Source organism: Kitasatospora sp. NPDC056076 (genome assembly GCF_042266305.1).
Lineage (GTDB): Bacteria > Actinomycetota > Actinomycetes > Streptomycetales > Streptomycetaceae > Kitasatospora.
Genome location: NZ_JBHJWG010000022.1, coordinates 85,452 through 108,578, shown reverse-complemented (window position 1 = coordinate 108,578; position 23,127 = coordinate 85,452). Strand labels below are relative to the sequence as shown.

The window sequence follows — 23,127 nt, the reverse complement described above, 5'->3', positions numbered from 1 at the left end:
GCCAGCCGCGCGGGGGCGTGCTGTTCGACGAAGTCGGCTAGCTGATCGGCGGTCAGGTCCAGCGGCGGGACGACCACCAGACGGTCCACGCCGAGGCCGCCGTACGCCCGGACCACGTCCGCGTCGAGGCGGCGGGCGGGCGCGACCGAGACGTGCAGCGGCCGGTCCCGGCCGCTGCGGCGCGCAGCGCGGCCAGGTGTTCGGCGGTGGCGCGCAGGCCCAGCAGGTAGCCGAACCAGGCGTCCCCGACGGTGACCGCCCGCCGGTGCGCCGCCGGGCTGTGCCCGCCGATGAACAGCGGGACGCGCTCCTGGAGCGGGCGGGGGTGGGCGTCGACGCCTTCGAAGTCCACGTGCTTGCCGTGGAAGGCGGGGCGCTCGTCGTACCAGAGGCTCTGCACCGCGCGCAGGTGTTCCTCCGCGCGGTCCCGGCGGTGGGCCGGGTCCACGCCCAGGGCCCGCAGTTCGGGCTCCAGGTAGCCGATGCCCGCCCCGAACAGCAGCCGGCCCGAGCTGAGGACGTCCACCGAGGCCAACTGCTTGGCCAGGAGCAGCGGATCGCGCTGCGGCAGGACGACGACGCCCGTACCGAGCAGGACGTGTTCGGTACGGGCGGCCAGGTGCGCCAGGGCCACCAACGGGTCCAGCAGCGGCGTCTCCGGAGCCAGCGGGGACTCCTCGGTGCGCGGAGAGGGCAGGACCACGTGGTCGGCGACCCAGAGGGAGTCGTACCCCAGCCGCTCGGCGAGCCCCGCGATCCGACCGGCGGTCGCGGGGTCCGCGGCGGCGTTCATGTTCATGGCGAAGAGCCCGACGGTGGGTGTCATGGCGGCCATGCTACTCGTCGTCAGGCGTCGGCCCGGTCGATGAACTTCCTTGCCAGTTCGAGAAATTGAGCGGGCTGTTCGAGGTGGGGGTGGTGGCTCGAAGCCTCCAGGACGGCCCGCTCGGCGTTCGGCAGCCCGGCGTACAGCTCGTCCGCAGCCGCCGGGGTGACCTCGTCCCGGCGCCCCGAGACGACCAGGACGGGGGAGCGCACCAGGTGCAGCCGCTCGCGGATGTCCCAGTCGCGGAGGCTGCCCGTCATGGTGAACTCGCTCGGGCCCATCATGGCCAGGCACACCGTGGGATCCGCCCGCATGGCCGCCACCGAGCGCAGCAGGCACTCCGGCGCCGGGCGGGCCAGGATGACGTGCCGACGGTAGAACTCCAGCATCGCCTCCTGGAAGGCGGCAGACTCCGTGGTGCCGGCCGCCTCGTGCTGCTCGATCACGGTACGCGTCGTCTCGGGCAGGGCGTCCACGAGTGCGCGCACCTCGGTGATGTACGTCCGCGAGGCGGCGTACGCCCCGACCGTGGTCAGCGAGCGCAGCCCGGCGGGTCGGGTGACCGCCAGCTCCAGGCCCAGCATCCCGCCCCAGGAGTGCCCCAGCAGGTGGAAGCCGTCCTCGATCCCCAACCGGGCCAGCAGCAGGCGGAGTTCCTCCAGGTAGAGATCCACCGTCCAGTGCTCGGCGGGGGCGTCGGGGCGGTGACCGGAGCGGCCGGCGCCGTACTGGTCGTACAGCACGCAGGGCCGGCCGCCGCCGGCCGGTCCGGACATCGCCTCCGCGAGCGGCAGCAGGTAGTCGTGGGGCAGGCCCGGCCCGCCGTGGACCAGGACCACCGGCGGGCGTCCGCCGTCGAGGTCGCCGAGGATCCGGTACCAGGTCCGCCGCCCGTGCCACTCCATCGTGGCCTCGAAGTCGGTCATCGTGCCTCCTGTCGTCGGGCGCGCCCACGGGGCGGGCGGCTGCCCGGACGAGTCTGGAACGGTCCCCTGACCGGGGCCTGACGGCTGTTTGACGGCGTGCGCGCCGGGGCGGGCCCGGGGCGACGGCCGGAACGGTCAAACAGCCGTCAGGGCCCGGTCAGCCCGGGGCCGCACACTGGTCGGCGACCCCATCGGACGAACGTGGAGGGCACACCGTGAGTGACGACAAGGCGCAGCAGGCGGCGCGGATCGCGGGGGCGATCCGGCAGGTCCTCGGGGATTCGCTGGGGTACCTGTACCCGGCGGCGCTGAGGGTGGCGGTGCGGGCGGGGATTCCGGACCGGTTGGTGGCCGGGCCGCGTACGGCCGAGGAGTTGGCGGCGGAGGCGGGGCTGCACGGTCCGTTCCTGTACCGGGTGCTGCGTTTCCTGGCCACCCGGGGGGTGTTCCGGGAGGACGGTGCCGGTGCCTTCCACCTGACCCCGGCCGCCCAGGTGCTGCGTTCCGACGTCCCGTACTCGGTGCGCAGCACCGCGCTGCTGCTGACCGACGAGATGTACTGGAAGTCCGCCGGGCGGCTGGAGGACACCGTCCGCGAGGGCACCACCGTGTTCAACGAGATCTTCGGCGCCCCGCTCTTCGACTACCTCAACACCCACGAGGAGAGCGCCCGGACCTTCCACACCGGCATCGCCGACCTCTCGACGATCGAACAGGGCCGGGTGGCCGAGAGCTACGAGTTCCCCGCGCAGGGCACGGTCGTCGACGTGGGCGGCGGCCCCGGTGGCTTCCTGCGCACCATCCTCACCAAGAACCCCGGCCTGCGCGGCGTCCTGTACGAGCAGGCCCCGGTGCTGGAGCAGCACATCCTGGACGCCCCGGAGACGGCCGGCCGGTGGGAGACCGCAGAGGGCGACTTCTTCGAGTCCACCGCGACCGGCGGCGACTTCTACGTGCTCAAGCGGGTCCTGCACGACTGGTCGGACGACGACTGCCTGCGCATCCTACGGGCCTGCCGCCGGGCGATGAGCGGCGACGCCAAACTGCTGATCGTCGACTGCGTCGTCCCGCCCGGCAACGACCCCGACCCCGGCAAGCTGTACGACATCGCCATGATGACGATCTTCGACGGCATGGAGCGTACCGAGGCCGAGTTCGACGCGCTGCTCACCGCGACGGGCTTCAAGCTCGCCAGGATCATCCCGACCAACGGGCCGGTCTCCATCGTCGAAGCCGTCCTGGCCTGACATGGGCGACCGCACTCGACGAACCCGGAGGACACACCGTGAGTGACGACCGGTCGGAGCAGCCAGGGCAGGCGGAACAAGCGCAGCAGGCGGCGCGGATCGCGGGGGCGATCCGGCAGGTCCTCGGGGATTCGCTGGGGTACCTGTACCCGGCGGCGCTGAGGGTGGCGGTGCGGGCGGGGATTCCGGACCGGTTGGTGGCCGGGCCGCGTACGGCCGAGGAGTTGGCGGCGGAGGCGGGGCTGCACGGTCCGTTCCTGTACCGGGTGCTGCGTTTCCTGGCCACCCGGGGGGTGTTCCGGGAGGACGGCGCCGGTGCCTTCCACCTGACCCCGGCCGCCCAGGTGCTGCGTTCCGACGTCCCGTACTCGGTCCGCAGCCCCGCGCTGCTGTTCACCGACGAGATGTACTGGAAGTCCGCCGAACGGCTGGAGGACACCGTCCGCGAGGGCACCACCGTCTTCGACGACATCTTCGGCATCCCGCTGTTCGACCGCGTCGACGGCGACGGCGCCCCCGCCGAACTGTTCTCCGCGGCGCTGGACAGCCTGTCCGCCACGGAGGAGTCCTCGATCGCCGACAGCTACGGGTTCCCGGCCTCGGGCACCGTCATCGACCTCGCGGGCGGCACCGGCGGCTTCCTGCGGACCGTCCTGGCCAAGAACCCGAAGCTCCGCGGCATCCTGTTCGAGCGCGCCGCCGTGCTGCGCCGCCACCGGCTCGACGACCCGGCGGTCGCCGGCCGGTGGGAGACGACGACCGGCGACCTCTACGAGTCCGTACCGCCCGGCGGGGACGTCTACGTGCTCAAGCGCATCATCCACGACAAGTCCCGCGCCGACTGCCTGCGCATCCTGGGCAACTGCCGCAAGGCCATGGGAGACGACTCGCGGCTGCTGATCGTCGACGCGGTGGTCCCCCGGGAGGACGTGCCGCCGGGGACGGTGCTCTCCGACGTCCTGATGCTGACCGTGTTCGAGGGCAAGGAACGCACCGAGGACGAGTTCGCGTCACTTCTCGAAGAGGCCGGGCTGAGGCTCTTGCGCGTGCACCCGACTCCCGGGAGCCTGTCGATCACCGAAGCTGCCATCGGCTGACCGTCCAACCCTACGGAGGCACCGGATGACCCCCCTACCGCGGATCGTCGTCGATCGCGGGCACGTGCAGCCCGGCTACGCCCACTACGACGACCTGGACCTCATGGGGTTCGTGCACAACTGCCGGTACCCGGTGATGGTCGAGCGGGCGCTCACCGGCTTCTGGTCGGAGAACGGCTTCACCTACACCGACGGGAAGTACAGCCAGCCGGACATCTTCCTGGCCGTCGCGGAGTTCTCCGTCCGGTACCTGGCGCCGATCCGCGGCACCGTGCCGTACGCGGTGCACTTCTGGATCAGCAAGCTGGCCGAGTCCAGCGCGGTCTACGAGTTCCGGGTGCTGTCGGAGGACGGCACGACCGTGCACGCGGAAGGGCGCCGGGTGCACATCCGGATCGACCAGGAGACCCTGCGGCCGACCCCCTGGACCCCCGCTTTCCACGAGGTGGCCGAGAAGCTGCTCTAGCCACCGCGCCACCTCCACCGAGCGACGGCCCCGGTTCCGCACCGGGGCCGTCGCTCCTTCGCGTCCGGGTGCACGGTGATCCGTCAGAAGCCTTCCGGCGGGCCCGCAGTGGCCGTCAGGCGGCGGTCAGGCCTCCGTAAGCGGTGCGGGACACACTGGCTGACGACCCGAGACGACGGAGGCTGCGATGTCCGAGGAACGCCCGACGATCGCCTACCCGGTGGTCCGCACCGACCCCGCCCGGCCGCCCGAGGAGTACGCGCGGCTGCGCCGCGAACAGCCCGTGTGCCCCATCACCCTGGCCACCGGCGACCCGGCCTACCTGGTCACCCGCTACGAGGACGTGCGCACCGTGCTGTCCGACCGCAGGTTCAGCCGGGCGCTGATGCTGGAGCCGGACGCGCCGCGCTTCCAGGCCGCGGCCCCCTCGCCGGACGTCATCCTGAACATGGACCCGCCGCGGCACACCAGGGTCCGCAAGTTCGCCGCCCAGGCCTTCACCACCCGCAGGGTCGACGAGCTGCGCCCCCGGATGGAGACGGTCATCGGCGAGGTGCTGGACGAGATGGCGGCGGGGCCCCGGCCGGCCGACCTCAACGAGGCCTTCGGCCGTCCCGTCCCGCTGCGCATCGTCTGCGAGATGCTCGGCGTGCCGCTGGCGGACCAGGACCGGTTCGTCGGCTGGACCGAGCGGATGATGTCGCTACGGGACTTTCCCGCCGCGGAGGTCCGCCAGGCCTACCTGGACATGCGCGCCTACTTCTCGGACCTGGTGGACCACAAGCGCGCCGACCCCGGGGATGACCTGCTCAGTGCGCTCACCACCTTCTCCGACGCCGAAGGGCCGCTCACCCAGGCCGAGTTGGTCGGTCTGGGCACCGCCCTGCTGGTCGCCGGACACGACACCAGCGTCACCGTCTTCGCCAGTGCGGTCCTGACTCTGCTGCGCCACCCCGAACAACTGGCGGAGTTGCGGAAGGACCGTTCGCTGTGGCCGGCGGCCGTCGAGGAACTGCTCCGGCTGGACAATCCCGGCGGCGTGATCTCACCCCGCCGGGCCGGCACCGACATCGCGCTGGGGGACGTCGTCATCCCGGCCGGTGCCGCGGTGATGCAGCACATCGGCTCGGCCTGCCGGGACGAGACGGTCTTCCGCGACCCGGAACGCTTCGACATCCACCGCACCGAGTCGACCCAGCTCTTCTTCGGGCACGGGCCGCACTTCTGCATCGGGGCGCCGCTGGCCCGGGCCGAGATGGAGATCGGGCTGCGCATGCTCTTCGAGCGCTTCCCGGACCTGGAACTGGCCGTCGACCTCCAGGCCCTGAAATGGCGGGACTTCGCGGCGCTCGGCGGCTACACGGAGTTCCCGGTCACATGGGCGTGACCGGGGCCGGGCGGCGCACGAACCCACCCGGCCCGCGCCCCGGCCCGGCCGGGGCCGGACCGGCGGGGCTCCCCGGGGAGCCGGCCGGGCCCCGGCCGGACCCCCGGGCGGGAGCGAGCCTGGTCACCGGCCTGGTCGTCGCCTCGCTCGGGCTCTGGACCGCCTTCTACACGCCGGCCCAGGTGCTGCTCGCCGGCCAGTTGGAGACGATCGACCCGCAGCGCAAGGAGGCCCTGCTCGCGCTCGTCACCGGGATCGGCGCCCTCGTCGGCCTGGTGGCCACCCCGCTGGCCGGCGCCCTGTCGGACCGCACCACCTCCCGCTTCGGCCGCCGCCGCCCCTGGGTGGCCGGGGGAGCCCTGGTCGCCGCCGCCGGCCTCCTGCTGACCTCCGGCCGGTCCACGGCGGCCGGGATCGCGCTGGGCTGGGCCGTCGTCCAACTCGGGCTCAGCGCCGTCCTGGCCGGGCTGATGGCCGAGCTCCCCGACCGGGTCCCGGTGGCCCGACGGGCCCGGGTCAGCGCCTGGACGGGGGCCGCCCAACCGGTGTCGCTGCTGGCCGGCACCGCCCTGGTGACCTCGGTGGTGGACGGCGGCGCCGGCCGCTACGCGCTGGTCGCGCTGGTCCTGGTGGTCTGTACCGTGGTGTTCCTGGTCCTGGTCAGGGACGACGCACGGCTGGACCGGCGGCCGGACCGGAGTTTGAACCGGTCGTCGGAGCGGCCGTCTCCGGGCACCGGCCTCCGTCGCTTCCTCGGTGGCGTCCGGCTCGCCTTCGCCGGCCACCCGGACTTCCGGTTCGCCTGGTCGAGCCGGTTCCTGATCCAGTCGGGCAACGCCGTCGGCACGCTCTACCTGCTGTACTTCCTGCGCGACGAGGTCCACTACGAGCAGCGCTTCCCGGGCCGCAGTGCCGAGCAGGGCCTGACGATCCTGGTGTCGCTGTACTCGCTGGGCATCGTGCTGGCCGCTTTCGCCGGCGGGGCCTACTCCGACCGGACCGGCCGCCGCCGCACCCCGGTCACGGCGGCCGGGGCGGTGATCGCCGCGGCAGCCCTGCTCCTCGCGGTGTGGCCCAGCTGGCCGGGCGCCTTGGTCGCGGCCGGGCTGATGGGCCTCGGGTACGGCGTCTACGTCTCGGTCGACCAAGCCCTGATCACCCAGGTACTGCCGAGCGCCGACGACGGGGGCAGGGACCTCGGGATCACCAACCTGGCCAACGTGCTGCCCCACCTGCTGGGCCCGCTGCTCGCGGCTGCCCTGGTGAACTCCCCCGGCGGCTACCGGTCGCTGTACGTGGTCACCGCCGGCCTGACGCTCGGCGGCGGGATGCTGGTCCGCCGCGTGCGCGGCGTCCGCTGAGCCGCCCCTCGCCGTGCCGAAGTCCCCGTCTCCCCAGCAGAGAAGGATCTCGATGACCGACGAGCTGTACATCGCAGGTTGCGCCTCCTGGCTGCCGCGGGCCGTCCCGGTCGCCGAAGCGGTCGCGTCGGGAGCGTTCCCGGAGAGCGAGGCCGTCCGGACCGGAATGCAGGCGGTGCGGATCGCCGCCGAGGAGGACTCGGCGGCGGACATGGCCGCGCGCGCGGCCCGGCTCGCCCTGCGGCGCGCCGGACGCGACCCTTCCGAGATCGGGCTGCTCCTGCACGCCACCCTCTACGACCAGGGCCACGACCTCTGGGGCGCGGCCTCGTACGTCCAGGCCCTGGCGTTGGGCACCGGACCGGCGGCCTGCCCGGCCGTCGAGATCCGCCAGGTCTCCAACGGCGGCATGGCCGCCGTCGAACTCGCCGGTGCCTTCCTGCGGGCCGGCGGGTCGTCGGCCACTGCGCTGCTGACGGCCGGGGACGTCTTCTGCCCGCCCGCCTTCGACCGCTGGCGTGCAGACCCCGGGACGGTCTACGCCGACGGCGGCGCCGCCCTCGTCCTCGCGCGGAGCACCGGCTTCGCGCGCCTGCGTGCCCTGGTCACGGTCTCCGATCCGGGGCTGGAGCGCATGCACCGCGGAGACCACGCCTTCCGGCCGCCCGCCGACGGCGGCGTCCGGAAGGTGGACCTGGAGGAGTGCAAGGAGCAGTACCTCGCCCGGCACGGGATGCGGGCGACGGTGGAGCGGGCCGCGCGCGGGCAGCGCTCGGCCGTGGAGGGCGTCCTGGCGGAGGCCAAGGTCGAGCTGGCCGACATCGCCCGGTTCGTGCTGCCCCACCTCGGACGCCGCAGGCTGGAGTCGGCATTCTTCCGGCCCTTCGGCATCGCCCCGGAGCGGACCACCTGGCCGTGGAGCCGAGGCGTGGGCCACCTGGGCGCCGGCGACCAGTTCGCCGGACTGGCCCGGCTGGTCGAGGACCGCCAGGTGGGCCCCGGAGATCTGGTGCTGCTGCTCGGTGTCGGAGCGGGATTCACCTGGTCCGCCGCCGTGGTGGAGGTCCTCGAAGTCCCGGACTGGAGCGCCCCGGAGAGGTGAGGTGCGGATGTCCCTGAGAAGCGTCGGTAGCGGCGACGACACCGAGGACGACGGCACCGAGGACGACGGCACTGAGGACGACGAGGCCCCCGTCGTGCGACCGGCCGTCGTCCTACGCGATGCGCAGGCGGCCCCTCGGGCCGATGTGTCGGCGCTCCCGCAGCGCCCACCGGGCCAGCTCCCGGCGAGCTTCGGCCAGCTGTTCCAGCAGATCGGCGCCGAACTCGCGATCGGCCTGACCCTCCGGCATGGGGGTCGCCCCCGGGGCGGGCGGGGCGGGGGCGAGGGTGGGGTGGGTCAGGGGGCGTAGCCGGTCCGGCCGTTGGTGGCGGTGGCGTCCGCCGGCGTCGCGCTCAGAGGGTGCCGGTGATGAAGACGTCGAGGGCCTGGGTCACGACGTCGATCGGGTTCGCGAACGCCCTGCGCTGATCGACGGTGCCGGCGAAGTGCATGCCGACCGGGTTGCGGTTGTCGTCGTCGGTCCAGACGATCGCCCCGGAGTCCCCGAGCGCGGCGAACGGCCCGAGGTTTCCGGTGATCGCGAGGGAGCCGGAGAAGAAGGCGGAGTTGCCTCCCGCGTAGTCGGCCCAGTGCGAGGCTCCCACCTCCTGGACGGTGCCCGCGGTGACCTCCGTCGTCCGCCCGCTCTTGCCGACCGCCAGGCCGACCGTCGCGGCCGCGGTGGTGGAGCTGATCGCCAGTTCGAACGTCCCGCCCGGCCCCCGGGCCAGGACGTTGGGGCTGACCTTGGCCGGGTCCGCCCATGCCGTCGCGCAGTCCACGAGGTTGACGGGCCCGCCGAAGGTCACCGGGACGAAGCGTTCCAGCACGGCGATCAGGTCGTCCGGGCAGACCCCGAAGTCGCCGGTGGCGGGCTGGTCGACGCAGTCCCCGAGCTGCCCCAGGTTGCTGTTCGCGAGGACGTGGTTGCAGCTGAGGATGAGCGTCCGCTGGTCGCGCGGGGAGGACCGGCCGGTGGTCAGGCAGCCCAGCGTGCCGAAGCCGAAGCCGAGGGCGTTGGGGTTGCCGAGGACCGACGCGCCGCCCGGCGCCGGCCGCTGCCGCAGCTCGAAGGTGTGCGCCTCGATCGGCCCGGTCACGACCGGGACCACGACCACCCCGGGTGACGCGGCGGCGCCGACGCCCATGCGCTCGACGAGCACCGCCCTGACGTCCTCGGCCGTCCTCGGCCGGGTCAGGTAGACCGTCAGCGTCGGCCGCCCCGGCCCCACGGCAGTGCCGGCCGGGCCGCGCTCCGACGGTGTGGATCTGCCGATGCCGATCCCCTGGATGTTGGTCAGCTCGGTCACGTCGTCCGCGGAGCGGGCTCCGCTGCGCTCGTCACCCTGCCCGCTCAGGACCTCCTCGATCGCGGCCCGCGCCTCCAGCAGCTCCGGCGGGAGCTCGGCGGGGTCGAAGCCGGGGACCTCGGGCAGGCCGTTCGGTGGTCGCAGTTCGACGCCCTCGCCGGACCGTGCGAAGTCCTCGGGCGGTGGCTGAATGGGCCCTGACATGGGAAGAGCTCCTCACGGATTCCAGGTCGCCAGGAATCCGGATGGCCGTCATCACTACGACCATGCTCCCATCCCGGCAACTCGTCCGCCTCCGCACGGGTGTGCTCCCGCACGGAGGTGCGCCCCGACGGCGTCGGGGCGGGCCGGTAGGGGCCGAGGTGCGTCGGCGGCGGCCGGTACACGGCTGATACACGACTGCGTGCCGGTGGAAGCCCCGCTCCGACCGGGCGGAAGCGCTGGTCGCGGAGGCTGTGGGCACACCCGGTGGCCGTCGGCGGCACCGGGGCCCGTGTCCCTCTGCTCCGGGAGGCAGCCGTCGTGTCCGTCGTTAGGAAAGTCCTCACCAACCATGAAGGCCGGGACCGTCGTCCCGGGTCCGGCCGGGGCCGGGTGCCCCGCCGCGGGGTGCTGTGGGCGCTGGCCGGGGTGCTGGTCGCCGGTGCCGGCGGGGGCGTGCTGGCCGCCCTGCCCGACGGCGGCCCGGGCGCGGGCCCCGGTGCGGGCGGGGACGCCCGGGCGGACGGGGCGCTGGTGCTCCCGGCGCCCGAGGCCGTCGCCGACCTCGACCTCCCGTGGCCGACGGACGGGCAGGCGGCCGTCGCCGTGGCGAAGGCCGGCGTCCTCGGGGTCAAGGGGCCGCAGCAGCAGCCGGTGCCGATCGCGAGCGTCACCAAGGTGATGACGGCGTACGTCGTCCTGCGGGACCACCCGCTCAAGGACGGCGAGGACGGGCCGACGATCACGGTCGACGCGCAGGCCGCGGCCGAGTCGGTCTCGGCGAGCGAGTCCACGGCTCCCGTCACCGAGGGGCAGCGGCTCACCCAGCGCAAGCTGCTGGAGGTGATGCTGCTCCCGTCCGCCAACAACGTGGCCCGGCTGCTGGCCCGTTGGGACGCGGGCAGCCAGGAGGCGTTCGTGAAACGGATGAACGCGGAGGCGGCCCGGCTGGGGATGACCGGCACGACCTACACCGGGGCCAGCGGCTTCGAGGCCACGACCGTGTCCACCGCCGCCGACCAGCTCAAGCTGGCCCGCGAGGCGATGAAGGAGCAGGCGCTGCGGGCCACCGTGGCGCTGCGCAGCACCACGCTCCCGGGGCGGGCCGAACCGCTGCGGAACACCAACACGCTGCTCGACCGTCCCGGGGTGGTCGGCTTGAAGACCGGGTCGAGCACACCGGCGGGCGGCAACCTGATGTGGGCCCTGGAGGTCCCGGACGGCAAGGGTGGCCCGGGTCGCCGGCTCGTCTACGGCGTGGTGCTCGGGCAGCGCGCGGGCACCACGCCCACCGAGGGCCTGCGGGCGGCGCTGGAGAACAGCGGGCGGCTCGTCGACGCTCTGCGGCAGAAGCTGCCGGGTGCCCTGGCGGCGCTCGACGGCGGTCAGCGGGAGTGGGCGTGAGCGCGGGCAGCGGGGCGGCTCCGGTGGTGGTGGCGGCCTCCGGGACCGGCCACCGCCGTCCGGCCCGTCGTCCGGTCCACCGTCCGGGCCGTCGTCCGGGCCGTCGTCCGGCGCGGCAGGCGCGGCAGCGGCGGCCGCGCGGGCGGCTGATCGTGGTGGCGGCCGTGCTCTGCGCCGCCCTGATGGCCCTGAACGCCCAACTGCCCAACGGCGTCGGCCACCTCGGCAGCCTCTGGCAGACGGTGCTGCCCTGGTCGGGCGTGGCCGTCGCGCTGCTGCTGCTCCTGGCGGCGGTCCGGCGGTCCGTCCTGGCGGCGGCCGCCGTCCTCGTCCCCGCCCTCGTCTGGACCGTGCTCTTCGCTCCCGCCCTCGTCGACAAGCGCGCCGGCGGCGGGGACCTCACCGTGGTCAGCCACAACGTCAACGAGGAGAACCCCGACCCGCGCCGGACGGCCCGCGCGCTGGCCGCCTCGGGCGCCGACGTGCTGGCGGTGGAGGAGCTGGCGAGCCGGGCGCAGGAGACCTACCGGCACGAACTGGCCGCCGCCTACCCCTACTCCGAGGTGCGGGGCGGAGTCGGGCTGTGGAGCAGGTACCCGCTGGAGGCGGTGGAGCCGGTGGAGATCATGCCCTGGACCAGGGCCCTGCGCGCCACCGTCCGGACCCCGAAGGGTCCGGTGGCCGTCTACGCGGCGCACCTCGCCTCGGTCCGGGTGCACCCGGCCGCCGGTTTCACCACGGCCCGCCGCAACGAGGCGGCCGCCAAGCTGGCCGAGGCCGTACGGGCCGAACGGCTCCCGCGGGTCGTCGTCCTGGGGGACTTCAACGGCTCGGTCGACGACTCCGCGCTGGACGTGCTCACCGGGCCGCTGCGGTCGGCGCAGCAGGAGGCGGGTGACGGCTTCGGCTTCACCTGGCCGGCGTCGTTCCCGGTGGTCCGGATCGACCAGATCCTGGTGAAGGGCATCACCCCGCGCTCGGCGTGGACCCTGCCCGACACCGGCAGCGACCACCGGCCGGTCGCCGCGACCCTGCGGCTGTGACCGGCCGCCGCCCGACCCCCGGCAAGCCGTCCGGCCGCCGCACCGGTGGCGCCCCGGGCATCCTCGGTGCCCCGCCCCGTGCGGCTACGATCGGTCACCAGTGAGCTCGAACGAGCGCGAATCCCCAGGCCACGACACGGGAGAACTCTTGTCCGGAACCCGCGTACCCGACCCGGTCAGCGTGCTGGTCGTCGAAGACGACGCGGTCATCCGCCGCTCGGTCCAGCTGGCCCTGGAGCGCTACGGGTACCGGGTCGAGGTCACCGGGGACGGGCTCGACGGCCTGGAGGCCTTCCGGGCCGGGGCGCACGACGTGCTGATCCTGGACGTGATGCTGCCCGGCCTCGACGGCATCGGCCTGTGCCGGCGGATCCGCGAGGAGGGCCTCACCCCGATCCTGATGATGTCCGCCCGCGGCGACGCCCTCGACGTCGTGGCCGGACTGGAGGCCGGCGCCGACGACTACGTGGTCAAGCCCGTGGACATCCCCGTCCTGGTCGCCCGCATCCGCTCCCTGCTGCGCCGCGCCACCTTCCACCGGGGGCCGGCCGGGGAGCGCGCCCAGGAGCCCGCGCCGGAGCGCCCGCAGGACACCCGGCCCGGGCCGGACCTCCTGGTCCTCGGCGACCTGACCATCGACCTGCGCGGCCTGGACGTCCGGCTGGACGGTCGGGCCGTCCCCCTCACGCCCACCGAACTGCGCCTGCTGCTGGCCTTCGCCGAGAACCCCGGTACGGTCCTGGACCGCCGCCGCCTGCTGCGCGACGTCTGGGACTACGGCTGGGAGGGCGACACCCGGGTCGTCGACCTCTGCGTGGTACGGCTGCGCAAGAAGATCGGCGCCGACCGCATCGAGACCGTCCGGGGCTTCGGCTACAAGCTCGTCCGGAGCTGACCGGATGACCGAGCGGACCCCCGACCCGCGCCGCCGTGAGCCGCGGACCCCCGACCCGCGCCGCCGTGAGCCGCGAACCCCCGACCCGCGCCGCCGCCGAGACCTGTGGCGCCTCAACCCGCGCTCCCTGCGCTGGAAGATCGCCGCCCTGGTCGCACTCGCCTGCTGCACGGTCGCCGCGACCATCGGCCTGCTCGTCCACCGGGCGACCGCGGAGCGCGGCGACCGGACCGGACGCGACCGCGCGATCGCTCAACTGAGTGCCGCTGAGAAGGAGTTCACCCGCACCGGCCGCCGCCCCGACCCCGCCGACCTCCAGCCCCCGGCCGACCTGCCCGGGCCGCTGGCGCACGCCGTCGCGAACCTGCGGACACCGGGGGAGTACGCCCTCTGGTACGACGTCAAAGCGCCCAACTGGTACTGGATGTGGGCGGCCGTACCCGTCAGCGACAACCAGGTCCTCACCGTCCGCACCGACATGAGCGCCGAGGTGCGCAACCTCCAGCTGCTGGACCGGAACATGGTCAAGGCCGCCCTCGTCGCCCTGGCCGTGATCGTGCCCGTCACCGCGCTCGCGGCCGAGCAGATGAACCGGCGGCTGCGCCACGGCTCCCGGACGGCCCGCCGGATCGCCGACGGCGAGCTCGACGCCCGGATCGGCCGTCGGGGCCGCGCCCGTGACGAGATCACCGAGATGTCGGCGGCCGTGGACGAGATGGCCGGGACCCTGCAAGGGCGGCTGGCCGCGGAGAAGCGCTTCACCGCCGACGTCGCCCACGAACTGCGCACCCCGCTGATGGGCCTGGTCACGGCCGCCGGACTGCTGCCCGAGGACGACGAGGCGGCGGACCTGGTCCGGACCCAGGTCCGCACCCTGCGCGGCCTGGTCGAGGACCTGCTGGAGGTCTCCCGGCTCGACGCCGGGGCCGAGCGGGCCAGGCTCGACGAGGTCCCCCTCGGCGACCTCGTCGCGCACGCGATCGGGCAGGCGGGCGGCGACACCCGGTTCCGGCCGGCGGCCCCCGCCGTCGTCCGGACCGACCCGCGCCGGGTGGAGCGCATCGTCACCAACCTGGTGGCCAACGCCCACCGGCACGGCGCCGCCCCGGTCGAGGTCGCCGTCACGGGCAGCCGCGTCACGGTGCGCGACCACGGTCCCGGCTTCCCAGCCGACCTCCTCGCCCACGGGCCGCAGCGCTTCCGCACCGGCGCCGCCGAACGCGGCCAGGGCCACGGCCTCGGCCTCACCATCGCCGTCGGCCAGGCCGCCGTCCTCGGCGCCCGCCTGACCTTCACCAACGCCCCGGACGGCGGAGCCCTCGCCACCCTCGACCTCGCCACCCTCGACCTCGGCCACCCGGAGGGTCCGGACGCCCCGGAGGAGCGGGAGCGCCCGGACGGCGTCTGAGGAGGTCAGGCCGGCTGCCAGGCCGCGTCGCCGAGGTGCGACAGCTCGTACGAGAAGATCGCCGCCTGGGTGCGGTGGTCGAGTTGCAGCTTCGTGAGCAGCCGGGACATGTACGTCCGCACCGAGGAGCCGGTGATCCGGAGGCGGTCGGAGATCTCGGCGTCGGTCAGCCCCCGGCCGAGCAGGCGCAGCACGTCCTTCTCCCGGGCGGTCAGTGCGCCGAGGAGCGGGATCCGGGACCAGTAGAGCGGTGGCTGGCGGTCACCGGCGCCGCCGGCCACGTCGCGCAGGGTCGACGGGGAGACGGCCGCGCCGCCGGAGGCGACGAGCCGGATCGCGTTGCGCAGCTGGCCGGGAGGTGTCGACTTGAGCAGCCAGCCGCGGATGCCGGCGGTCAGCACCCCACGGGCCGGTCGGCCGTCGGAGGCGGGCGTCAGCACGATGACCGGCGGTGGCTTGAGCGAGCCCTGCACCAGTCGGGCGGTGTGGTCGAGGGCCGAACCGGGCGACTCCACCCCGATCAGGACGACGTCGGGTCGGAAGTGGTGCACGCACGCGATGAGGTCGACGTCCGGCTTCCCCTCGAACACGACCACGAGGTCGCCGCGCTCGCCGAGCGCCTGGCGCAGGCCCGTTCGGAAGTCCGCCCGGTCGTCGACCAGGGCGACGCGGATCGGGCGCCGGCCGGGGGTCTCCCGGACGACCGGGGGCCTGCGCCCGGCGAGTGCGGGCGGGGTGCCCGCCGGGCGGCGGGTCGTGCTGCGGTCGGTGGTCATGGGGCGACTGTCACTCCTTCGGACAGGGCGCGGCGCGGGCGGTCAGCCGCGTGCGTCGGGCCGGGAGGGGGCGGGGAGGTACTCCGGGATCCCCCGGCGCAGGTGGCGGTGGTCGGTGAAGAGGCGCCGGATCTCACGGTCCCCGTCGCGCAGGGTCCGGGCGGCGCGCTCGTTCCGGTACCACGCCTTCCGGGTCCGTTCCCAGCGGACGCCGTCGTGGAGGACGCGGTCGCCGGGCGCGAAGGCGCCGGGTACGGCGGGGTAGGGGACCGGCGGCAGGTCGTCCGGATCGTGGCGCCGGTACGCGAGGACCGGGACGCGGTGGCTTCCGCTGAGGCGGTGGGTCCGGGGGAACTGCCAGAAGGCGTCCGGCAGTTCGACGGCGTGGCCGCGGGTGGGGCCGGTGACGGTGCGGACGGTCTGCCGGACGTGGCTGCTGCCGATCCGGAACACCTCCGTCACGACGGCCTCGCTGCCGGAGGCGGTGTGGACCGTCACGTCGCCGTGGGACAGCCTGCGCGCGGGGAGGTTCATCACGCCGGACGGGCCCACCGGGAGGTCCGGGTGGCGTGCGGCGGGTGTCAGCTGCCAGCCGGCCAGGTAGCCGGCGAGCGCCCGGACCGCCGCCGCTGGGGTGGCGGGCAGCGGGACGACGTCCCGGAGGACGGTCCCGGTGCTCCCGGTGCTCCCGGTGGTCCCGAGGTGGTGATCGGCGCGGGGCCGGGTGGGACCGGTCGGGCCGTCCGGGCCGTACGGCGGCAGGTGGATCCGGAGCTGCGACCGGTCCGGGAGGTCCACGGCCAGCCAGGAGCCGGCCGGCGCGGCTCCCTCGTGGAGCGTGCCGGTGATGCCGTGGGCGGCGAGGGCGTGGCGGAGGTGCTGTCGTACGGCGGGTGCGGTGGTCACCGGTGCTCCCGGGGGCTTGCGGATGCGGAGGACGCGGAGGGCGCGGAGGATTCGGCGGACGCGGCGCTCATGAGCGGTGGTCGGCGACCAGGTCCTGGACCAGTTCGTAGGAGCGCAGCCGGAGGGCGTAGTCCGGGCAGACGGTGGTGACCGCGAGCGTGTCGGGTCGGTGGAGGTCGAGCAGACGGGCCAGTTGCGGCCCGATCCGGGCGGGCGTGCCGACCAGCGCCCCGACCGGTGCGGGCTCCCAGCGGCCGCCCGCGTCCGGCCGGATCGGAGGGTCCGTCGGTCCGGGGCGGTCGGCCCAGGCCAGCAGGGCCCCCATGAAGGCGGCGTCGTCGGCTTCGTCGGCGCAGGCGATCCGCACGGCCAGGCCGACGCGCGGCCGGGTTCCGCCGGTACCCGCGCGGAAGGTGTCCCGGTAGCGGTCGACCGGGTCGGGGTCCGGGGCCTCGGGGGTGGCGGGGGCGTAGCAGAACGCGAGCCCGTGGTCGGCGGCCATGGCGGCGTCCCGGTGCTCGCCGCCCAGCAGCCAGGTCGTCGACGGACCGGGCTCCTCGCGCGCGGGAGCCGTGCGGCCAGGGGACCGTTGCGGTCGGAGGGTGTCCAACAGGCCGGCGAGTTCCGAGAGCGGGCCGCCGGCCGTCGGACCGGGCAGCGTGAGGTCGGACCCGACGGGGATCCGGGCCTTGTCGAGGGTGATGACCAGGTCGGTGCGGGCGGGGTAGATCCGGCTGAGCAGGCCGTAGCCGGTCGACACCGGGATGCCGCCGGCCGGGGGCGGGAGCACGGTGCCGACGCCCACGTGCAGGGCCTCGGCGGCGGTGGCGACGGCGGCCGTCATCGAGGCCAGCAGCCGCGAATCCTCGGGGACGCCGACCTGCGGGTCCGTCCAGTAGCCGTGCCAGCCCAGGAACTCGCAGTCGAAGGCCAGCCGGATCGCCTCCTGGGCCGCCTGCGCGGCACCGCCCAGCGCGTCGTCGGCGACGGAGATGTGCACCGGGGCGTGGTCGTGGACGATCAGCTCCATCGGGCGGGTCCTTGCTGTTGCGGGGCGTCGGAGGCGTCGGAGGGCTCGGAGGGGTCGGAGGTGTCGGGGGCGCGCGGACGGCCGGGATCGAGGTCACCGACCCGGAGCAGCCGGGCCCGGGAGGGCCCCAGACGGCTGAACGGATCGCCGAAGTCGTTGACCAGCGCGTCGTAGATCGGCGTGCCGACCCCCGGTGCCCCGCGCGCCACGTCCTCCGGGCCGGCAGAGCGGGGCGGTCGTACGACGAGTTCCCGGGAACGCCTGGAGACCGGTTCGATCGGTCCCGGCTGCGCGCTCACCCGGCACCACCGCCGACGTGCCCCGCCTGCTCGCACGCCATCAGGGCGACGGCGGCCGGGACCGCGGTGGAGAGGACGGCCGTGACCCGGCGGATCGGTGGGAGTGCGGAGAAGGAGAAAGCGAAGGCAGGCATCGGTCGGCGTTCCGTGGTGGGGGGAAAGGGCGGGCGAGCGGCAGGGCGCGGACTTCCCGGCGCCCTGCCGCTCGGTGGTGGACGGGTGATCCGAAGGGGCGGCGGCAGCGTCGGATCCGGGGCGGGGCATTTCGAACGGATCTGACATTCCGTCAAGATTCGTCTACTGCACGGGATTTGGCTCAGCCTCCGCCGAACGGCGTGGGGTCGGTGCCGGCCTCGGGGTACGCGGTCGGACGATCGGTGCGGGGCATGCGGTGCGCGCCCAGCCTCGGGGAGTACGGCGTCCCGAGGCGTTCGGCGATGGCGAAGGCCTCGTGCAGGTGCGCCTCGCCGGCGCTGGAGTGGCCCCGCTCCTGGAGGAGGGAGCCGAGCCCGTCGAGGGCGAGCATCTCCTGGAACGGGGAGGAGATCGTGCGGGCGATGAGGAGCGCGGGCTCGTAGTGGGTCCGCGGGTCGGACCAGCCGACGTCGAGCAGGAGGGTGCCCAGCCGGTTGAGCGACTCCGCTTCGCCGCCGGGGTGTTGGAGGTCGCGGTACAGGCAGAGGGACTGCCACAGACTCTGCACCGACGCCTCGTGGTGGCCCATCGTCCGCTGGACGTCGCCGAGTCGGCCCAGTGCACCGGCCTCGCCCGCGCGCAGGCCGAGTTCGCAGAAGCCCTCCACGGCCCGGCGCAACAGGTCCGCCGCCACCGGGAGTTGGCCGAGGTCGTGGGCGAGGTCGCCCAGTTGGGCGAGCGCGGCCAGCTCGCCGTGGCGCCTGCCGCCGTCGCGATGGATGTCGAGGGCCGCCCCCAACTCGCGGGAGGCCTCCTCGAACCGTCCGGTCAGGCGGTGGAGGTTCCCCAGGGCGAGCAGGGCGTCCGCCTGGCCGGTGTCGTGGCGCAGGACGCGGTAGCGGGCCAGCGCCTCCTGGAGACCGGCGGCGGCCTCCGGGTAGTGGCCCATCAGTTCCAGGATCCGCCCCAGGCCCAACAGGGCGTCCGCGCATCCGAGTTGGTCGCCCCCGGCGGTGTGGAGGCGCAGCGCCTCCTCGTGCTGCTGCGCGGCCTCCTCGTACTGCCCGGTGTGCTCGTGGAGCAGGCCGAGCCCGTGCAGGGCGCGGGCCTGGCCGTTGCGGTGCCCCATGGTGCGGAAGGACGCGAGCGCGGGCTGGAGGTTCTGGGTCGCCTGCGGGTACTGGCCCGCGAGGACCTGGACCCGGCCGAGGTCGACCATCGCGTGGGCCTGGCCGATCTGGTGGCGTTCGCCGAGGTGGATCGCCAGGGCACTCCGGTGCCGTTCGGCCGCTGCCTCGTACCGGCCTTCGGTCTCCAGGACGTGGCCGAGCCGGGTCAGGGCGACGGCCTCGCCGTGCGGGTCGTCCAGGGAGCGGTAGAGCTCCAGCGCCTGGTCGAGCCGCTCGACGGCGCTCGCCGGCTCGCCGGCCAGGTGCTCCAGGTCGCCCAGGTTGACCAGGGCCTCGGCCCGGCCGAGGCGGTCGTCGAGGACGACCGAACTGTCCAGCGCGATGTGGTGCAGGGTACGGGCCTGTCGCCAGTGCCCGTGGCCCCGCAGGTAGCCGTGCAGGGTGGCGGGCAGCAGGACGGCGTGGGCGTGGCGCCCGGTGCTCGCCGCGATCCTGACGGCCTCGTCGATGCTCGGGAGTTCGAGGCGCATCCAGGCGAGGGCCCGATCGAGGCCGGACAGGTCCGGGGTCCGCTCGGCCGGGAGGGGCGGGTCGTCGGCCGCGACCGGGGGGCACTCGCCGAGTTGGCGGGCCACCGTGGCCGCGTTCGCGAGGTAGTGGTCCAGCAGCCGGTCGACGGCCCCGGCCCGGGTCGCGGGCCCCTCGGTGTCGGCCAGGGCCTGGAATCGGCCGCGCAGCCCGGCGGGGATCCGGTAGCGGCCGACGGTCCGCTCGTCCAGCAGGCGGCGGGCCACCAGGTCGTCGAGCAGCGGCCGGACCGCCGCCACGCCCGCGTCGACCAGGGCCGCGGCGCCGTGGTCGTCGAAGTCCTCGCCGGGGAGCAGCCCGAGGCGCCGCACCAGCCGCTGCTGGGCGAGCGTCAGGTTCTGGTAGGCGAGCCGGACGGCGGCGGCCAACGGGACGTCCGACTCCCCGCCGAGGGCCGCCTCCCGGGTGTGCGCGGCCAGTTCGGAGGCCAGGTCGGCGACCCGGGCGAAGGGGTTCTTGCGCAGGCCGGCGGCCGCCAGGCGGACGGCGGCAGGCCGGTGGCCGCACAGGCGAAGGACCTCGGCCAGCGCCGGGTCGTCGCAGGACGCGCGGGACCGCCCCGCCTCCGCGGCGAACAGGGCGACGGCCTCGTGCGGGGGGAGCGCGGGAGCGGTGGCGGGGCCGGGGGGCGGCGAGGCGGTGGGCTGCCGGCGGCCGAGGGGGGCCGCAGGCGCTGTGGGCGCTGCGGGTGCGCTGCGGGGTGCCGGGGCCGGGCGGGCGGTTGCCGGTCCTAGGGCGCGGTGGACGCGCTGCGGCGCGAGTTCGGCCCTGGTGAGGCCGGCCGCGGCTCTGGCGATGCCGATGCCGAGGGTGCGGAGACGTCGAACGTTCATGGTGCTCTCTGTCGGGAGGGAGTACGGGGCAGGAGCCTCAGCCGGGGCCGAACCGTCCGGCAGCGGGCACCTCGGGGGACGGGAGGGCGCAGCCGGCCCGGTCGGGGACCTGGTCGCGGAGGCGGTGCAGGACGCGCAGCAGCAGGGCGAGGTCGGGCGCCTGGTGGTCGGCGGACAGCAGCCTGTGGAAGGCGGCGGCGTCCTCGGGTGTGGGTGGTGGGGTGGGCACGGGTTTTCCTGTTCGGGACCGACGGGTCAGGCGGCCGCTGAATTGCGCCGATCGGTGAATTCACGGCCGGGGCCGGAGCCCTGGCTTCTGGAAGTCGGGGTGCGGTTCGAGTGAATTCCGCGTGAGTGAGTGCCCAACGGTACGGACGCCCTGTCCCCGGGCTCAGTGACGAAGGTCCTGAACAGGAAGGACCTCCGGCAGGCCTTTGCTGGAACAGCGATTGACGATCGGTCGGCTGTAGCCGCGTCAAGGTTCGTGTGGCCCGTTCCGGAACTCTTCGGATAGCTTCCGGAGGAAGGGCGCCCGTTGATTCGGATTTCGAGGGGCGACTTCTTTTCGATGAGCGTGCCGGAACGGCGCGGACTTTCGTCCATTCGGGCACCTCCCCCTCTCCGGTCGGCCCGGGACGTCTTTTCGGTGTCCGGCGTTCGGCGTTCCCGGGGCGCCGAGGCCCGTCACGGGTGTCCGTCACCCCGCTGTCGCGCCGTGAGCCGGTAGCCGGCGCCCCGGACGGTGAGGATGCTCATCCGTCCGAAGGGTGTGTCGAGTTTGCGGCGCAGGGCGCTGATGTAGACCTCGACGACGTTCAGCGGCCGTTCGGACTGGCTCTCCCAGACGCGTTCGATGATCTCGGGTTTGGTGACGACCTGCTCGGCGCGTTCGGCGAGGCAGGCGAGGACGGCGAACTCCTTGGCGGTCAGCTCGACTTCGCGTTCCCCGCGCCAGACCCGCATCGACACCGGGTCCACCCGGAGGTCCCCGACCAGCCACTCGGTCGGGGAGCGCTGCGCGGTGCGCCGCAGCAGCGCGTTCAGCCGGGCGACGAGGACGACGAAGGAGAAGGGCTTGATCAGGTAGTCGTCGGCGCCGGTCTCCAGGCCCTCGGCGATGTCGTACTCGCCGTCCTTGGCGGTGAGCATCAGGACCGGTGTCCGGTTGCCGTTCGCGCGCAGCCGGGCGACCACGTCGTACCCGTGGATCCCCGGCAGCATCACGTCGAGGACGATCACGTCGTAGCCGCCGTCCAGCGCCCGCCGCAGGCCGAGCTGCCCGTCCGCGACCCAGTCCGTCTCGAAGCCCTCGGCGGTCAGGCCCTGTCTGAGCAGGTCGGCGAGGCGGACGTTGTCTTCCACGATCAGGAGGCGCATGGGATCAGGATGCCGTTCGGTCCGGTGACCCGGCGGTAACCCTGTAGCGGGGTTCAGCTCGCCGCCCCGGCGGGCAGCCGGAGCACCAGGCGGGCGCCGCCGTGCGGTGCGGTGGGCTCCTCGGCGGTGAGCGTGCCCTGGTGGGCGGTGGCGACGGCCTTCGCGATCGCCAGGCCCAGGCCCGCGCCGCCGTCGTCGCGGGTGCGCGCCTCGTCGAGCCGGGTGAAGCGTTCGAAGACCCGCTCGCGGTCGGCGGCGGGGATGCCCGGGCCGTCGTCGGTCACCTCCAGGGTCACTAGGCCGCCGTCCGAGGCCACCCGGACCCGGACGGCGCTGCGCGCGTGGCGGCGGGCGTTGTCCACCAGGTTGGTGAGGAGCCGGGACAAGTGCGAGGGGATCCCGAGCACGGGGGCCGGCCCGGGGGCCGTGACGTCCACGGCGATCCCGGCGGGCAGGGCACGGGCATCGGCCTGGGCGAGGGCCAGCGCGGCGAGGTCCACCGGCTGCTCGCGGCCGGGGCGGTGGGCGTCGACGCGGGCGAGCAGCAGCAGGTCGTCGACGAGGTCCTGGAGCTGCTCGGTGTCCTTGAGCGCCTCGGCGGCCGTCCCGGGCCAGTCGACGCCGGCGGGGTGCGCCAGCGCGAGCTCCAGGCGGGTGCGCAGGACGGAGAGCGGGCTGCGGAGCTCGTGGGACACGTCACCGGTGAAGGTGCGCAACCGCCCCACCGCCCGGTCCAGCCGTTCCAGGGTGGTGTTCATGGCCGTGGCGAGGCGGGCGACCTCGTCGCGGCCCTCGGGCACCGGGAGCCGCCGGTGCAGGTCCGTGGAGGTGATGTCGGAGACCTCCCGGCGCAGGGCCTCCACCGGGGCCAGCACCCGCCCCAGCGCGGCCCAGGTCAGCCAGGTGCCGGCGGCGACCAGGAGGAGGACGACGGGGGCGGTCCACAGGAGCATGCGGTGGAGCGCCCGGTGCGCTGCTTCCGGGTCCACCATGGCGGTGGACACGAGCCCTCCGTTCGCCGCCCACTCGCTGTGCTCCGGCGGGTTCTCGGGGGTGACCAGCGCCGGGGCCTCACCGACGGTGAGGGGGGAGGGGGAGGGGGCGGTGGGGCCCGGCGCGCCGGGGCCCGGCGTGGCCGGCTCGCCCGCCGCCGGAAGGCTCCGGCCGGCGTCACTCCTGGGCGTGACGCCGAGGCCGGACACCGCCTGGCGGCGCGCCTCGTCCTGCACGACCGCCTGGAGGTCCGAGTGCATCACGGTGACGACCAGCGCTCCGGCGCCCGCCATCGCCGTGAGGAGCAGGGCACCGACCGCTGCCGTCGTACGGGCCCGCAGCGTGCGCGGCCGCCAGCTGCGTGACAGTGGGTGACGGATCACCGGT

The 23,127-nt window shown here is 74.5% G+C and carries 23 protein-coding genes; 11 read left to right on the top strand and 12 right to left on the bottom strand.

Annotated features, from left to right (window positions below):
• Positions 1–52: 52 nt before the first annotated feature.
• A complete protein-coding gene (locus tag ACFC1T_RS20225; RefSeq protein ID WP_375890408.1) occupies positions 53–826 on the bottom strand; it encodes a TIGR03619 family F420-dependent LLM class oxidoreductase in 774 nt (257 codons plus the stop codon).
• 20 nt (positions 827–846) lie between these two features.
• A complete protein-coding gene (locus ACFC1T_RS20220) occupies positions 847–1,752 on the bottom strand; it encodes a proline iminopeptidase-family hydrolase (protein ID WP_375890406.1) in 906 nt (301 codons plus the stop codon).
• A 215-nt stretch (positions 1,753–1,967) separates the two neighbouring features.
• Between ACFC1T_RS20220 and ACFC1T_RS20215 the strand changes: the two genes are divergently transcribed.
• From ACFC1T_RS20215 to ACFC1T_RS20185, 7 genes are all read left to right on the top strand, one after another.
• Entirely contained in the window at positions 1,968–2,999 is a 1,032-nt protein-coding gene (locus ACFC1T_RS20215) for a methyltransferase (RefSeq protein ID WP_375890404.1), read from the top strand.
• Positions 3,000–3,037: 38 nt separating this feature from the next.
• Positions 3,038–4,096, top strand: a complete 1,059-nt coding sequence (locus tag ACFC1T_RS20210; protein WP_375890402.1) for a methyltransferase — start codon at positions 3,038–3,040, stop codon at positions 4,094–4,096.
• Positions 4,097–4,121: 25 nt separating this feature from the next.
• A complete protein-coding gene (locus tag ACFC1T_RS20205) occupies positions 4,122–4,562 on the top strand; it encodes an acyl-CoA thioesterase (protein WP_375890400.1) in 441 nt (146 codons plus the stop codon).
• A 187-nt stretch (positions 4,563–4,749) separates the two neighbouring features.
• Entirely contained in the window at positions 4,750–5,949 is a 1,200-nt protein-coding gene (locus ACFC1T_RS20200) for a cytochrome P450 (RefSeq protein WP_375890398.1), read from the top strand.
• Entirely contained in the window at positions 5,940–7,310 is a 1,371-nt protein-coding gene (locus tag ACFC1T_RS20195) for an MFS transporter (RefSeq protein ID WP_375890397.1), read from the top strand. The genes ACFC1T_RS20200 and ACFC1T_RS20195 overlap by 10 nt, the downstream gene beginning before the upstream one ends.
• Before the next feature lie 52 nt (positions 7,311–7,362).
• A complete protein-coding gene (locus ACFC1T_RS20190; protein WP_375890396.1) occupies positions 7,363–8,412 on the top strand; it encodes a ketoacyl-ACP synthase III family protein in 1,050 nt (349 codons plus the stop codon).
• 7 nt (positions 8,413–8,419) lie between these two features.
• Complete coding sequence (locus ACFC1T_RS20185) at positions 8,420–8,722, top strand: hypothetical protein (RefSeq protein ID WP_375890394.1); 303 nt, start codon at positions 8,420–8,422, stop codon at positions 8,720–8,722.
• 43 nt (positions 8,723–8,765) lie between these two features.
• On the opposite strand, the gene ACFC1T_RS20180 is transcribed toward ACFC1T_RS20185, so the two are convergent.
• Positions 8,766–9,926 (bottom strand): hypothetical protein, encoded by a 1,161-nt coding sequence (locus tag ACFC1T_RS20180; protein WP_375890392.1) that lies wholly within the window; start codon positions 9,924–9,926, stop codon positions 8,766–8,768.
• 390 nt (positions 9,927–10,316) lie between these two features.
• Here ACFC1T_RS20180 and ACFC1T_RS20175 point away from each other — a divergent pair, with 390 nt between their 5' ends.
• From ACFC1T_RS20175 to ACFC1T_RS20160, 4 genes are all read left to right on the top strand, one after another.
• Positions 10,317–11,327 (top strand): D-alanyl-D-alanine carboxypeptidase family protein, encoded by a 1,011-nt coding sequence (locus tag ACFC1T_RS20175; RefSeq protein ID WP_375890390.1) that lies wholly within the window; start codon positions 10,317–10,319, stop codon positions 11,325–11,327.
• Between the two features lie 146 nt (positions 11,328–11,473).
• Positions 11,474–12,370, top strand: coding sequence for an endonuclease/exonuclease/phosphatase family protein (locus ACFC1T_RS20170; RefSeq protein ID WP_375890434.1), 897 nt, complete (start codon positions 11,474–11,476; stop codon positions 12,368–12,370).
• Between the two features lie 148 nt (positions 12,371–12,518).
• Positions 12,519–13,265: a two-component system response regulator CseB gene (gene cseB / locus ACFC1T_RS20165; RefSeq protein ID WP_375890388.1), complete on the top strand. Its 747-nt coding sequence runs from the start codon at positions 12,519–12,521 to the stop codon at positions 13,263–13,265.
• A gap of 4 nt (positions 13,266–13,269) precedes the next feature.
• On the top strand, positions 13,270–14,673 hold the full coding sequence (locus tag ACFC1T_RS20160) for a sensor histidine kinase (RefSeq protein WP_375890386.1): 1,404 nt from the start codon (positions 13,270–13,272) through the stop codon (positions 14,671–14,673).
• A 5-nt stretch (positions 14,674–14,678) separates the two neighbouring features.
• Here ACFC1T_RS20160 and ACFC1T_RS20155 read toward each other — a convergent pair whose 3' ends face one another.
• The 9 genes from ACFC1T_RS20155 to ACFC1T_RS20115 all read right to left on the bottom strand — a co-directional run bounded on the left by ACFC1T_RS20155 (position 14,679) and on the right by ACFC1T_RS20115 (position 23,123).
• On the bottom strand, positions 14,679–15,449 hold the full coding sequence (locus ACFC1T_RS20155) for a LuxR C-terminal-related transcriptional regulator (RefSeq protein WP_375890384.1): 771 nt from the start codon (positions 15,447–15,449) through the stop codon (positions 14,679–14,681).
• A gap of 42 nt (positions 15,450–15,491) precedes the next feature.
• On the bottom strand, positions 15,492–16,355 hold the full coding sequence (locus ACFC1T_RS20150; RefSeq protein ID WP_375890382.1) for a hypothetical protein: 864 nt from the start codon (positions 16,353–16,355) through the stop codon (positions 15,492–15,494).
• Between the two features lie 67 nt (positions 16,356–16,422).
• Positions 16,423–17,385, bottom strand: coding sequence for a hypothetical protein (locus tag ACFC1T_RS20145; RefSeq protein WP_375890381.1), 963 nt, complete (start codon positions 17,383–17,385; stop codon positions 16,423–16,425).
• Positions 17,376–17,594 (bottom strand): hypothetical protein, encoded by a 219-nt coding sequence (locus tag ACFC1T_RS20140; RefSeq protein ID WP_375890379.1) that lies wholly within the window; start codon positions 17,592–17,594, stop codon positions 17,376–17,378. The genes ACFC1T_RS20145 and ACFC1T_RS20140 overlap by 10 nt, the downstream gene beginning before the upstream one ends.
• Positions 17,595–17,680: 86 nt before the next feature.
• Positions 17,681–17,818 (bottom strand): hypothetical protein, encoded by a 138-nt coding sequence (locus tag ACFC1T_RS20135; RefSeq protein WP_375890377.1) that lies wholly within the window; start codon positions 17,816–17,818, stop codon positions 17,681–17,683.
• A 182-nt stretch (positions 17,819–18,000) separates the two neighbouring features.
• A complete protein-coding gene (locus tag ACFC1T_RS20130) occupies positions 18,001–20,370 on the bottom strand; it encodes a tetratricopeptide repeat protein (RefSeq protein WP_375890375.1) in 2,370 nt (789 codons plus the stop codon).
• A gap of 37 nt (positions 20,371–20,407) precedes the next feature.
• On the bottom strand, positions 20,408–20,599 hold the full coding sequence (locus tag ACFC1T_RS20125; RefSeq protein WP_375890373.1) for a hypothetical protein: 192 nt from the start codon (positions 20,597–20,599) through the stop codon (positions 20,408–20,410).
• Positions 20,600–21,054: 455 nt separating this feature from the next.
• Entirely contained in the window at positions 21,055–21,747 is a 693-nt protein-coding gene (locus ACFC1T_RS20120) for a response regulator transcription factor (protein WP_375890371.1), read from the bottom strand.
• A 53-nt stretch (positions 21,748–21,800) separates the two neighbouring features.
• Positions 21,801–23,123 carry a sensor histidine kinase gene (locus ACFC1T_RS20115; RefSeq protein WP_375890369.1) on the bottom strand — a complete coding sequence of 441 codons (1,323 nt, stop codon included), beginning with the start codon at positions 23,121–23,123 and terminating at the stop codon, positions 21,801–21,803.
• Positions 23,124–23,127: the final 4 nt, after the last annotated feature.